At 61.8% G+C, this 12885-nt stretch carries 13 protein-coding genes; 10 read left to right on the forward strand and 3 right to left on the reverse strand.

Annotated elements, in window-relative coordinates:
- The first annotated feature begins 10 nt into the window (after window positions 1–10).
- The 8 genes from SB749_RS08005 to SB749_RS08040 all read left to right on the forward strand — a co-directional run bounded on the left by SB749_RS08005 (window position 11) and on the right by SB749_RS08040 (window position 8573).
- Window positions 11–505, forward strand: coding sequence for a MarR family winged helix-turn-helix transcriptional regulator (locus tag SB749_RS08005; protein ID WP_410709868.1), 495 nt, complete (start codon window positions 11–13; stop codon window positions 503–505).
- 72 nt (window positions 506–577) lie between these two features.
- A complete protein-coding gene (locus tag SB749_RS08010) occupies window positions 578–2056 on the forward strand; it encodes an MFS transporter (RefSeq protein WP_410709869.1) in 1479 nt (492 codons plus the stop codon).
- 68 nt (window positions 2057–2124) lie between these two features.
- The gene (locus tag SB749_RS08015) at window positions 2125–3069 is read left to right on the forward strand and encodes a hydroxymethylglutaryl-CoA lyase (protein ID WP_410709870.1); all 945 of its coding nucleotides are present in this window, start codon (window positions 2125–2127) and stop codon (window positions 3067–3069) included.
- The gene (locus tag SB749_RS08020; RefSeq protein ID WP_410709871.1) at window positions 3066–3797 is read left to right on the forward strand and encodes an enoyl-CoA hydratase/isomerase family protein; all 732 of its coding nucleotides are present in this window, start codon (window positions 3066–3068) and stop codon (window positions 3795–3797) included. The genes SB749_RS08015 and SB749_RS08020 overlap by 4 nt, the downstream gene beginning before the upstream one ends.
- A gap of 1 nt (window position 3798) precedes the next feature.
- On the forward strand, window positions 3799–4995 hold the full coding sequence (locus SB749_RS08025) for a CaiB/BaiF CoA transferase family protein (RefSeq protein WP_410709872.1): 1197 nt from the start codon (window positions 3799–3801) through the stop codon (window positions 4993–4995).
- Entirely contained in the window at window positions 4992–5816 is an 825-nt protein-coding gene (locus SB749_RS08030) for an enoyl-CoA hydratase/isomerase family protein (protein WP_410709873.1), read from the forward strand. The genes SB749_RS08025 and SB749_RS08030 overlap by 4 nt, the downstream gene beginning before the upstream one ends.
- A complete protein-coding gene (locus SB749_RS08035) occupies window positions 5813–7558 on the forward strand; it encodes a class I adenylate-forming enzyme family protein (RefSeq protein ID WP_410709874.1) in 1746 nt (581 codons plus the stop codon). Before SB749_RS08030 ends, SB749_RS08035 begins: the two co-directional genes overlap by 4 nt.
- A 1-nt stretch (window position 7559) precedes the next feature.
- Window positions 7560–8573 carry an NAD(P)H-dependent flavin oxidoreductase gene (locus tag SB749_RS08040; RefSeq protein WP_410709875.1) on the forward strand — a complete coding sequence of 338 codons (1014 nt, stop codon included), beginning with the start codon at window positions 7560–7562 and terminating at the stop codon, window positions 8571–8573.
- A 164-nt stretch (window positions 8574–8737) separates the two neighbouring features.
- Here SB749_RS08040 and SB749_RS08045 read toward each other — a convergent pair whose 3' ends face one another.
- Both SB749_RS08045 and SB749_RS08050 read right to left on the reverse strand, forming a co-directional pair.
- Window positions 8738–9067 carry a nuclear transport factor 2 family protein gene (locus SB749_RS08045; protein WP_139469895.1) on the reverse strand — a complete coding sequence of 110 codons (330 nt, stop codon included), beginning with the start codon at window positions 9065–9067 and terminating at the stop codon, window positions 8738–8740.
- Between the two features lie 70 nt (window positions 9068–9137).
- Window positions 9138–9893 (reverse strand): SDR family oxidoreductase, encoded by a 756-nt coding sequence (locus SB749_RS08050; protein WP_410709876.1) that lies wholly within the window; start codon window positions 9891–9893, stop codon window positions 9138–9140.
- A 63-nt stretch (window positions 9894–9956) separates the two neighbouring features.
- On the opposite strand from SB749_RS08050, the gene SB749_RS08055 reads away from it, so the two are divergent.
- Window positions 9957–10643, forward strand: coding sequence for a TetR/AcrR family transcriptional regulator (locus SB749_RS08055; protein WP_410709877.1), 687 nt, complete (start codon window positions 9957–9959; stop codon window positions 10641–10643).
- A 126-nt stretch (window positions 10644–10769) separates the two neighbouring features.
- On the opposite strand, the gene SB749_RS08060 is transcribed toward SB749_RS08055, so the two are convergent.
- Window positions 10770–12050, reverse strand: a complete 1281-nt coding sequence (locus SB749_RS08060; protein ID WP_410709878.1) for a PLP-dependent aminotransferase family protein — start codon at window positions 12048–12050, stop codon at window positions 10770–10772.
- Window positions 12051–12254: 204 nt separating this feature from the next.
- Here SB749_RS08060 and SB749_RS08065 point away from each other — a divergent pair, with 204 nt between their 5' ends.
- The gene (locus SB749_RS08065; RefSeq protein WP_410709879.1) at window positions 12255–12785 is read left to right on the forward strand and encodes a DinB family protein; all 531 of its coding nucleotides are present in this window, start codon (window positions 12255–12257) and stop codon (window positions 12783–12785) included.
- The last annotated feature ends 100 nt before the right edge of the window (window positions 12786–12885 follow it).

Raw genomic sequence — 12885 nt, forward strand, 5'->3', positions numbered from 1 at the left:
GGATGCCTTTATGGACGACGCCCCGCATGCAGAAGGTGGCGCGAGCACGCAGCCGCTGCAAATAACCGAGCTTCTCTCGTTCCGAGTGCGGCGTCTGGCTAACCTGCTATCAGCCAGCGCGGGGCCTCGATTCCGACGGGAGTTCGACGTTAGTCTTCCCGAGTGGCGGACCTTGGCCCTGCTCGGTCAGACGCAGCCGATGACTGTGAACAAGTTGGCTCGTTTGGCTGCGCTCGACAAAGCGCAGATGAGTCGAGTGATTTCGGGACTTGTGGATCGCGGCCTAGTCTCCAAGTCGCTGGGGCCTCGCCGGTCGAGTCAGCTCACTCTTACAGATAGCGGGCAATCGCTATTCGAGCAGATCATCGCAGCCGCAAATGAGCGAGATCAGACGGTGCTTGCGGTCTTGGAACCTGAGGAACGTGAGGTTCTGGACCGAGCTCTCAACAAGCTCGCCGACGTCGCAATCGTCCTCGATCACCACGAGCACGAGACCCCAGGGTGAGGTGACCTAGTCAGAGTTTCGGAGACGAGCTTCTTTGTGTTGATTTTAGTGTTGACAAACTCAACACTGAGAGTGAGACTTGAACCACTTAATTGGAATCAAGGCATTGGGGGCTTGTCCATGGCGATTGACGCTGCGACAGAGGTGTCGCTGACAGAGAAAAAGCGCATCTACCGAAAGGTGGCTTTGCGGCTAATGCCGCTTCTGGTCATCTGCTATTTCATCAGCTTTATCGACAGGACGAACATCGGCATCGCCCAGATCGGACTGGAGCGTGACCTGGGGTTCAGTGAGGCGGTCTATGCGTTAGGGGTGAGTTGCTTTTTCGTTGGATTCATCATCTTTGAGATTCCGTCGAACGCGCTCATGTCCCGTATCGGTGCACGAAAGACCATTGTGCGCATCATGATGCTTTGGGGTTTGGTCACCATTGCCACGATGTTCATCACTGGACCGGTGACCTTCTATATCGCACGGTTCCTCCTCGGGGTTGCTGAGGCGGGCTTCTTTCCGGGGTGTCTGCTCTTTCTCTCATACTGGTTCCCCTCTAGTCGGCGAACCGGGATGACCGCGATCTTCTTTATGGCTATTCCGATCTCGGGTGCCGTGGGGTCCGCGATGTCCGGATGGATCATGAGCGCTTTCGGTGGTGTTGCGGGTCTGGCTGACTGGCAGTGGCTGTTCGTTATCGAGGGCATCCCTCCGCTCATTCTCGCGGGAATCGCTTGGCTGGTGCTCTGCGATAGGCCGTCTCAAGCTAAGTGGCTGAGTGGCGCGGAAAAGGCTGTTGTTGAGCAGGATCTTGCTGATGACTCAGCGACGAAGGGCACGGGGCACGAATCGCACGGTGGACTGCGCGTAGCGCTGCGCGACCCAAGGGTGTGGATTCTTGGCCTTGGCGCCTGTGCAGCGTATACGTTCGCCAACGCGGTCTCCTTCTGGACGCCGCGCATCATCCATCGCTCCGGTATTGATGATCCGCTTTCGTTGGGCCTGCTCTCGGCCATCCCGCCGATCGGCGGAATCATCGTGATGCTCCTCGTGGGGCGCCATTCGGACAGAACTCGCGAGCGCCGCTGGCATACGGCTGTGCCGTGGTTGACGGGCATCGCAACGATGTTCATCCTCGCGTTCACTCTTGATACGCCGCCGCTTGTGGTTGTCCTGCTCACTGTGATGGCATGCGCGCATTATTCGGGTCTTACGGTCTTCTATTCGATCCCCTCGATCTATCTGTCGCCGAGGACCGCTGCTACCGGCATTGCCTTTGTCACGGCTGCTGGATCGGTCATGGCGGCTGTGGCTCCGGCGATGCTGGCTGCAATCCAGGCAATCACCGGCGACATCTCCGTGGGCCTCATGGCCAGTGGGCTCATTATTCTGTGTGGAGTCTTCGTTGTGCTGATCGGTATTCCGGCGAAGTCGCTGCGGGAGGCTGATACCAGGCAGGCGACGGAATTGAATGCTGAGGGCGAGCCGACTGTTGGTCAAAATGGCTGTGGTGATGAGGCTGTGTCGGGGAGCGTGGCATCAGGCGATGGAGAACGGTGAGTCCCAACTGTTGATTAGGTCAACAGTTATGCGATAGTCTGCAGCAACGACAAAGGAGAATCACCAGAATGAACGACAGAGTGAGCATCAACGAGTGCTTCGCCCGAGATGGTCTGCAGCACGAAAGTGCTTTCGTGCCGACATCACAGAAGCTTGTTGTGCTCAAATCTTTCACTGCTGCCGGGTTCCGGCGCATTGAAGCCACCAGTTACAGCCACCCGAAGCAAGTGCCAGCATTTACCGACGCCAGTGACCTGCTGAAAGCGCTGCCGCGGAGCAAAGGCGTCGCCTTCAAAGCCACGTGCCCAAATCAGAAGGCCGTCCAGCGCGCTGTGGCTGACGCAGCGTCCGGGTACGGAGCCGAGGAAATCAGCCTGCTCACCTCTGCCAGCGACTCGCATTCGCAGGTCAATCTCCGTGCGACTCGAGCAGAACAATGGCAGAAAGTCGAGCAGATGGCTGAACTTGCCGCAGGGAGTTTCACACTGGTAGGCGTTGTCTCGGTTGCCTTCGGTTGCCCATTTGAAGGAACGGTCGACCCGCAGAGAGTCATCGATGATGTGGCTCGCTTCCGTGACCTGGGTGCCGCCTATGTGACCATCGGGGATACGACCGGTCTGGCGGACCCGGCAGGTGCCAAGAGTCTCTTCGCGGAGCTGGTCCCAGCTTTCCCTGAACTTACCGTCGTCGCTCACTTCCACGATACGCGTGGCCTCGGCATCGCGAATGTTATGGCTGCCTATGAAGGAGGCTGCCGTAGCTTCGACTCCGCAATGGGCGGTGTCGGGGGGCACCCGAACAAGATCAACTACGGTTCCGGGTCGACGGGCAATGTGGCTACCGAAGACACGGTCAATCTCTTCGACTCGCTTGGGGTGGATACGGGTGTTGACCTCGACGCACTAATGGAGGCCTCTGCCGAATGTGAAAGAGTGCTCGGCCGCACGCTCCTAAGTAAGACGTCCAAAGCGGGGCTGTCGAACTCAATCCTGAGAAAGGCTGACGCAGTATGACCAGTGACACACTCATCGTCACGGACTCCGAAGGAGGAGTCAGGACCATAACTCTCAACCGCCCGGACAAGCGCAACGCGCTCAACACAGAACTGACAACAGCCCTCCGAGATGCCCTGCTCGACTGCGATAGTGAACCTGAGATACGGGCAGTTGTCCTCGCCGGAGCTGGGCGCGGCTTCTGCGCAGGCGCTGACCTGAGTGAGTTCACGGAACTCACCCCGGATCACGCCGAACGCGTGGTTGCCCGAGCGGCGCTCACCGCTGAGCTGCAGTCGCTGCCGACCAGCCTCTCGGTGCCTGTGGTCGCTGCGGTGAAGGGCCATGCGGTGGGCGGAGGCGCTGGACTGGCTCTGGCATGCGACATGATCGTCGTCTCCGATGACGTGTCGTTCGGGTACCCCGAGATCAAGCATGACATTGTTCCTGCGCTCGTGATGACAGGTCTGCAGCGGCACCTGGGGCGCAAGCTCGGGTTCGAGTTGATCTCGACTGGTCGTATGCTCGGCGCGAATGAGATGTCAGAACTCGGGCTGGCAAACGAGGTCGTTGAGACCGGCGCCGAGGTCGCTCGTGCACAGGAGATTGCGACCAGTTGGGCCGGACGTTCGTCTAGGGCGTTAAGCGCCATCAAATCTCTGTACTACCGGGTTGCCGATCTTCCGACGGCAGCGGCGATGGATGCAGGGCAGGACCTCAATGCGCTTATGCGATCGTTCAGGAGCTGAAATGACCAAACCGCTGGATGGAATCCGCATTCTCGACTTCTCGCGCGTCCTGGCCGCGCCGATGGCCACTCAGATCCTTTCTGACATGGGTGCCGAAGTGATCAAGGTCGAGCGTCCTGGGAAGGGCGACGAGACTCGATCTTTCGAACCGAGAGTCGGAGACCAGAGCGCCTACTTCTTCGCTTTCAATCGCGGCAAGAAGTCCGTCACGTTAGATCTCAAAAGCGATGACGACAGACGCATCGTCGAACGCCTTGTCACTGAGGTCGACGTCGTCGTCGAGAACTTTGTCCCAGGCACCATGGATCGCTACGAACTTGGCTGGGAACGTCTGCATGAACTCAATGAAAGACTCATCTACGTCGCCGCCAGCGGCTTCGGGCAGACGGGTCCTGAACGCAACCGAAAAGGCTACGACACAGTGTTCCAAGCTCTGTCGGGAGTTATGCACCTGACAGGCGAGCCCGAGTCAGGGCCGTCGAAGGCAGGCATTCCAGTGGCCGACATGACAAGTGGACTGTGGGTAGCGATCGCGATCCTCACCGGGCTTGTCGGGCGTGGCACTCACGGAATCGGCACCTTCATCGATATTGCGATGATGGACGTCCAGACTAGCCTGCTCGCGCTCGCTGCCGCTCGGACGTTCGCTCTCGACGAAGATCCCGCGCGGACCGGTACCGCGCACCTCGGTCGGGTGCCCTCTGCAGCATTCGAATGCCGAGATGGGTGGGTGCAGATCAGCGGCAGCGACCAACACTGGCCGCTTCTTTGCAACGTTCTCGGTCTCGACGAGCTTGCGCGAGACGCGGAACTGGCTGAGAACGCCGGCCGAGTCAACCGTCGTGAGGAAGTGACTCAGGCGCTGTCCGAAGCCATCTCCTCGTGGACCCGAGGCGAGCTGGTTGCCGCTCTCGGCGAAATTGGCATCCCCGCGGGCGAAGTCCGCTCTGTCAAAGAGGCCCTGAACGCACGACAGACACAGGAACGCGGAATGGTCGGTACCTTCGAGCATCCCACAGTCGGCAGGTTCAGTGCGCTGCGCACCCCAGTGAAATTCCACGGATATGAGGACCCGACGATCTCTGCTCCTCCACTCCTGGGAGCCGATAACGAGGAAGTGTTGGGAGCCTTCAAGCCTGTCGGGGCCATGCACGCGGGTGGCGCAGCCGAAACTGCCGGAGCGGAGGGGCAGGCATGAGCCAGTCGCTGACGACGAACACAGCAGCCGTTGCTGGACCGGCGCCGAGCCCGCGGAACACGCTGACGACCGAACGCCTCGGCGACGTCCTCATTGTCATGCTCAACCGTCCTGAGGCCCGGAACGCCGTCAACCTCGAACTCTGCCTTGACCTCATCGATACCTTCGGGGCCATCGACTCCGAACCGCCGGGTGTTGTGGTGATCGGTGCTAACGGGCCCACGTTCTGCGCCGGTGCCGACCTCAAAGAACGACAGGACAAGGACTCTGCATGGATTCGACAACGGCGGCTTGCCTCGTTTGCGGCATACCGTGCAATCGTGCGCTGCCGTGTTCCGGTCATGGCCTATCTGCAGGGAGCCGTTGTCGGTTCTGGAGGCGAGATCGCACTTTCCTGCGACTTCGCCTACGCGCAGGATGACGTCAGCTTCCGTTACCCCGAAGTTCACTGGGGCACGATCGGCGCCACTCAGCGACTGCAACGCGTGGTCGGGGTCCGAAAGGCCAAGGAACTTCTCTTTACCAATTCGGTCGTGGATGCCGCCGATGCTGTCGACCTGGGGCTTGTGCAAAAGGTGATCAACTGCGAGGACGGGTGGGACTTCGTGCTGCAAACGGCAAAGACGATTGCGGAAGCGCCGACCTCCGCAGTGCAACTGACGAAGAATGCCATTGATGCGGGAAGCGAAGTCAGCCTTGACCAAGGCCTCGACATCGAACTGCGCGCGATCGAGACGAATCTCGCCCAGGGCGAGTGGAAGAAGGGCCTCGCAGACTTTGCAGCCCGTAATGACACAACCACCACGGAGGTGCGTAAGTGACTGCTCTGAATGACGTCACGGATACGTTTGACACCGATCCCTTCGACCGCACCGAGGTGCCGGTAGACGCCTGTCCTCTGACTACCTCCGCGGTGCTTGCTCGAGCAGCGGCCACTGTCCCGGACCTCGAAGCCGTCGTGTGCGGCGATGACCGTGTCACCTATGCAGAGCTCAAACGCAGAGCTGATTCCGCCGCTGTGGTATTGCGTCGAATGGGTGTTCGTGCAGGAGACCATGTGGCGCTGTGCGTTGGCAACGGTCCGCGCTGGGTGGAGCTGTTCTACGCGATTACGGGCATCGGTGCGGTGGTCGTTGCGGTCAACACGCGGTACCGTTCAAGCGATCTGGCCTATGTGCTCAATGACTCGCAGGCGTCATTCCTCATCACTGCTCCACGCGTGCTCTCGAACGATTTCCTCTCCACGATTCGCACCATCGGACCAGGACCGGATTCAGAGCTGCCGCACCTCGAATTGCCCTACTTGGCGTCAATTGTCGTCCTCGAAGATGACTCCGCGACAGAGATCGAAGCGGGTTGGACTCGCTGGTCCGAGTTCTCCGATACCTCTGTCGGCAGTCGCCCAGAGGAGGTGGTCGTGGAAGGTGACGCAACCGATGGAGCGGACGGAATCGCTGGCGATGATGCCGCTGTCGTCAGCCCGGCGAGCATCTCACTTATCCAGTACACGTCGGGGACTACCGCTCGTCCGAAGGGAGTCCTTCTGACTCACAGGGGAATGTGCGCCGACGCGCACTTCTCGGCCGTGAGAATGGGACTGCGGGCCGGCGACAGGTTCCATTCAGTCCGCCCTTTCTTCCATGTCGCAGGCAGCACGCTTTCCGTGCTCAGCAGTGCACAGTCGATGGCGACGTTGGTGACTATGGAACGGTTCTCTGCAGGTCCCGCGCTCGGTATCCTCGAACGGGAGCGGTGTACTCACTTCTCCGGCAACGACACAATCGCGCTCATGCTCCTCGACCACCCGGATCGACCGCGACGAAATCTTGTCTTGCGGGGCGCTTGGGTCGCGGCTTCTGCCGCGGTGCTCAAGCGAGTGGCCGAAGAACTCGGTGCCAGCGAGGTTGTCGCTGGGTACGGTCAGTCAGAGGCCTCACCGAACGTCGCTCAGTCAGCGTGGTGGGAGCCCGAGCACGTGCGGCTTGCCTCGGCGATGCTTCCGCAGCCTGGAGTTGAGGTGCGGATCTGGGACGATGCTGCCACCGAGCAGGCGCCGACCGGGTGTAAGGGAGAAATTCAGGTGCGCGGTTGGAACGTCATGAGCGGGTATCTGAACAATCCTCAAGCCACACGCAACGCCTGCACTTCTGATGGGTGGCTGCGCACGGGGGATCTCGGCATCTTGGACGAGGACGGGCGACTGACTTTCGTCGGTCGGCTCAAGGAGATGTTCCGCGTGGGCGGTGAAAACGTTTCGCCCGTTGAGATCGAAGAGGAACTGCTTCATCATCCTGCAGTACGGCAAGCTGTGGTGGTGGGAGTGCCGGACCCGCGCCTCATCGAAGTGCCGTTCGCATTCATCTCCCTGTCCCAGGGACATTCGTTGGAAGAAGCGGCATTAGTAGCATGGTTGCGCGAACGTGTGGCTGGATTCAAAGTACCCAAGTACGTCCGCTTCATGGAGGACTTCGAGGAACTGGGCATGACGGCCAGTTCGAAGGTCCAACGCGGGGGTTTGGGCCGACAAGCACAGAAGTATCTCGAAGAGATGGCGGCGATCTGAAATGCGCATCGACACACCCCTAACCCGTCTCGTCGGTACGGACCTGCCCATCGTCCAGGCAGGAATGTCCTGGGTGAGCTCCTGTGCCGAACTCCCCCTGGCAGTCTCCGGAGCCGGTGGTTTGGGAGTTGTCGCTGCCGGTCCGATGCGGCTGCCCGACCTCGATGAGTGCCTCACGCGCATGTGGGCCGGTACGGACCGACCATGGGCTGTCAACATGCCCCTCTACCGCAAAGGAGTCGATGAGGTGATGGCTCACCTCATCGACCAAGCGCCGCCGGTGATCATCGCCTCGCAAGGCGGGCCGAAAAAGTACCTCGGCGCTCTCCACGAGGTCGGGACTGTTTGGCTTCACGTCGTCACGAGCCTCCCACACGCGGCCAAAGCCGTCGGAGCCGGAGTCGATGGTTTGGTCGTCGTCGGTGCGGAGGCAGGCGGCCATCCGCCCGAGCACGGAGTGACTAGTCTCGTGCTCACCCGTCTCATCGCGCGAGAGTTCCCTGAGATCCCGGTTGTAGCGTCCGGAGGGTTCACCGATGGTCACTCGCTCGCTGCTGCGCTGTCGTTGGGAGCTGCCGGAGCACAATTCGGCACTCGATTCATCGCTACCCCAGAGGCGAACGTGCACCCGGCGTACCAGGACAGGGTACTCAATGCGGAAGCCGAGGACGCAGTTCTCGTCGGACGCGAACTCAATCCGATTCGCGCTCTGCGCAATCAATTCACCGAACGGATGCTGGATCTTGAGAATGCAGGGGCGTCGGTGGACAACCGGCGGGAAGTCTTCGCGTCCACCGTGCTTCGGCATTCGGCAAAAGACGGTGAGGTCGAGACCGGGAAGGTCGAAGCGGGTCAGACAGCAGGTTTGGTGACGGAGCTCCAATCCGCCGCTGAGGTTGTTCGCCGAATCGCAGCCGAATACGGTGCCGTTGTGAATGGACTTCCCCGGGCAGCCGGCGGTGACAGTGCTCCCCAACGCGCACAGGCAGACGGGAATGTGGCAACCGCCGTGTAGCCTGGCGGTCCACCTCGGTGATGGTGCCGCGAAAGCGAACGGCGAGCCCCACCGCCGTGCCGCGCAGTCGCGACACCGATATTGTGCCACTGGACCATAGCGAAAGGGCCGTCGGATGGTCGGCATCCGACGGTCCCCGCTGGGGTATCAGCGCTCGCCGAGCCTCAGCCTTCGCGGATCGTCATCCGGCTCAGTTTGTCGCCGTCGATGATGAAGGCGAACGATGACCGGCCGTTGGCATGCGTCGAACGCCAATCGCCGACGACGATGACGTCGTTTCCGTCGACGGTGACCTCCTCTGGCGTGAGGATGCCGGTTGCGCCGATGAACTCCTTGTCGCTCCACGCCTTGATGGCCTCTCGGCCCTGGAACTCGCGGCCCCAGTCATCCACGACGCCGTCAGAGGTGAATGCGTCGAGGAAACCCTGGTCATCGTGAGCGTTGACGGTGTCGATGAAGCCGGCGACGGGTTCGGGAATCTGCAGATCTGACATGTGTGCTCCTGTGGTTTTGAGAGGTGGTTGCTGGATGGGGTGCTCAGGGGACGGAAGTGTCGGGTCTGCCTCAGCGAGTGGTGTAGCCGCCGTTGGCGAAGATCGTCTGGCCGGTGATCCAGCTGCCTTCCGTGGCGAGGAATCGCACGATCGGTGCGATGTCCTCGATCCGGGTCAGACGGTTGCCCATGCCCTGCGATTTGTGGAACTCCACTCGTTCCGGAGTCTCCTGACCGTAGAAGAACGGAGTGTCCATGGGCCCGGGTGCGATGGCGGTGACGGAGATGCCGCGGTCGGCATATTCCTTCGCTGCGGCTCGGGTGAAGTGCTCGACCGGACTCTTGCCGCCGGCATAGGTCGAATAGCCGTCGGTGAACGCGGCGAGCAGGGCAGTGACGATGGTGACGATCTTCCCATTGTCGGCAAGGTGTCTGCCTGCTTCCTTGATGAAGAAGTAAGCGGCCTTCGCGTTGATGTCGAACATCGCGTCGTACTCGTCCTCGGTAGTCTCCGCAATGGGCTTGCGCAGAACCTTGCCAGTCGTGTTCACCGCGATATCGATGGGCCCCAGCGCAGAGACGGCATCGTCGAAGAGCCTCTCGACGTTGGCGGGCTTGGTGAGATCTCCGGTGAGCAGAACGCCCTTCGATCCGCTGGCCTCGACGGCCGCGAGTGTCTCTTCGGCCTCCGGGCGCGTTGATTCCGAGTTGTAGTGGACGGCGATATCGGCTCCGGCCGCGGCGGTCTGTCGAGCAATGAGTCCGCCGAGGTTCTTCCCGCCTCCTGCGATGAGGATGGTCTTGCCTTGCAGAGTCTGTTCGGTCATGGTTTCAACCTCCGTATCGTTGTTACATCGGACTATATCGACGGTACACTATAATATAGCGATATGACAGAAGTTGAGGAAACGGATACACGGACCCGTCTGCTCGAAGCGGCCGCCGACCTCATTGCCGCGGCGCCAGGAGAGGACTTCTCTCTGCGCGCGGTCTGCGACGCGGCGGGGGTCAAGATGCCCACTCTGTACCATTTCTTCGGCAATAAGCAGGGGCTGATCGAGGCCGTCGTCGAGCGTGGCTTCGACATGTATCTGTCGGCCAAATCCTCGACCGAATCCAGTGGCGACCCGATTCAGGATCTGCGTCTGGGCTGGGATGCTCACGTCGCCTTCGGACTGGAGAATCCGGGTTTCTACACCCTCATGTACGGCAAGGTCAGACCCGGCTATTCACCCGAGGCACAGTCGAAGCCGAGCGAGATTCTGCGCGGTCTGACGCTCAAAGCGGAACAGGTCGGACGGCTCGTCGTCGGCCACGAGCAGGCGGCAGCTCATGTGCTCGCCACGAATATCGGCGTCACCCTGCGGCTGATCATTCAAGGCAGGAACGATCCCGAACTTTCAGCAGGCGTCCGCGAAGGCGTCCTCGCCGCCATCACCGGAACAGGACAGAGCGAACCGGGCGACGGTCGTCTGGGTCATGCTGTCATCGAACGTGCTGCGGCGAATCCGGACATCCTGGGCGAAACGGAGACTCAGCTCCTCATCCAATGGATCGGCCGCCTCGGCGAGGTCTGAAAACGGTCGCCGAACGGGCGGCCGCGCCCGCCTGTTCGGCCGAGGCGGGGCCGTCGGTGCGGGAGCGCTCGGACGTCGTGGTCGAGCGAGGTCGGGGCCGCCTCGGCGAAGGTGTCGTCCTGGTGATCAGCGCTCTGCGCGGTAGCGGTCGACGGCAAGGCGGAGGCGCTGCAGGCCATCGTCGATGCGGTCTGGAGCCGCCGAGGCGAAGCACAGGCGCAGCGCATTCGAGAAGTTCCCGGCCGGCGAGAACGCGGGACCAGGGATGTAGGCCACACCCTCCTCGAGTGCGGTGGTCAGGAGGTCTTCGGTGTTGATGGATTCGTCTTCGAAGGTCACCCACAGGAAGAATCCGCCGTCGGGATCGGTGGCTCGGATCTCTCCGGGGAAGAGCCTCTCCAGTCCTTCTGACATCGCAATCTTCCGCTCGCGGTAGGCCGTGCGCAGGGCCTCGACATGGGAGTCGGCGCCGCCTTCGGCCAGCCACTGGGCGATGAGGTGTTGGTTGGGAACGGGGGCGCAGGAGTCCATCGTCTGTTTGGCATTGACGGCGAGCTCGCGGACCTCGGGATCGACGTCGATCCAGCCGACCCGCAGACCCGGGGCGACGAATTTCGAGAACGTGCGTACCCCGAAGATGAGGGGATCGTTCGGGCTGAGGTCGCTCAGCGCCGGCAGGGACTGACCTTCGAAGCGGAGCATTCCGTACGGATTGTCCTCGATGATCACCGACCGGTGGCGGTGGGCGAACTCGAGCAGGCGCTCGCGACGCGGCAGCGACATCGTCACTCCGGCCGGGTTCTGGAAGGTCGGGACGGTGTAGATGACCTTCGGCGCGCGCCCGGTGCGGTTCGTGTGCTCTTCCAGGACGTCGATCTGCATGCCGTCTTCGTCGACGGGGATCTCGAGGATCTCCGCCTCATAGCTCATGGCCGTCGCCGAACCGTTCGTATAGGTCGGCGACTCACAGGCGACGAGGTCACCGGGGGTGACGAAGAGTTTGAACCCGAGGTCGAGACCCTGCATGCCTCCGGAGGTGATGAGGAGGCGGTCGCGGTTCCCCTGCTGTTCGGGCGGGATCTGCTCGGTGGCGGCGAGGTAGTCGTGGAGGGCTTCGATGAGGATGGGTTCGCCCTTCGTCTCACCGTATGTGAAGTTCTCCGGTGAGAAGACTTGCGCGGCGATGCGGGCGAAGTCCGCGGCCGGCAGCATGTCCGGCGCGGGCGCCCCCATGCCGAACTTGACGATGTCGTGGTGATATTGGGCGAGCACCGTGGTGGAGGCGTCGATGACGGAGCCGACGAGCTGATCGCGGCGGCGGGCGTAGGGCAGCGCTGGGGACTGAGACTGGTTCTCGGGCTGGTTCTGCGAAGCACTCGTGGCCGGATGCATTGACGTGGTGGACATGAGCGACCTCCTCTGAGCGGTGATGCCCTGAAGTCGACGGCTCCGGCGACAACGCCAAGGCTCCTGCCCGAACGACGGTGTACGTGGGTCACTTCAGCATAGGGGTGGGGGACGTGGCGGACAAGGATGCTGATCGCCTGCGATTTCGGGCGAGTCGTCGTTCGGTTCGGTCCACCCCCGCCGAGGCGGCTCTAAGCTGGGTCCATGACAGGTGCAGGTGCCGACGGCGGCAGTCCGACGACCAGACCTTTTGATGTGCGTGAGGCCGACCTCGGCGTGCAGTTCACAGCGTTCATCGACGAACATCGACGGCATTTGCTCGGGAGCCTCGACGACCTGAGCGAAGAGGAGGCGCGGCGGTCCCTCGTGCCGAGCAGAACCCGCCTGCTGTCTCTGCTCAAGCACGCCGTCTTCGTCGAAACCGTCTGGTTCGGAGAGGCGGTCACCGGCCGGAGTCGAGTCGACTACGGGCTTCCGCACGATTCCAAGGACTCCTTCCTCCTCGACTCCACGGACACGATCGCCAGCGTTTCGGCCGACTATCGGGCCGCCGTGGATCGCTCGCATTCCGCGATCGAGGGGATGGTCCTCGACACCGTGCTCACCGGTCACCGGGCTGGGCCGATGCCGCTCCGATGGGTGCTCCTCCACGTCCTCCGCGAACTCGCCCAACACTGCGGGCACGCGGACATCCTCCGCGAGCAGATCCTCGCCGAGCGGGGGAGACGCGGCTGAGCACCTCAGCAGGCACGGAAGTCGGAGCGGCCAGCGCTCCGGGACGAGCGAGGTGTCACGGCTGAGCGCCGCAGCAGGCACGGTCGTCGGATCAGCCCTG

The organism is Brevibacterium sp. SIMBA_078 (genome assembly GCF_046534565.1).
Classification (GTDB): Bacteria; Actinomycetota; Actinomycetes; order Actinomycetales; family Brevibacteriaceae; genus Brevibacterium.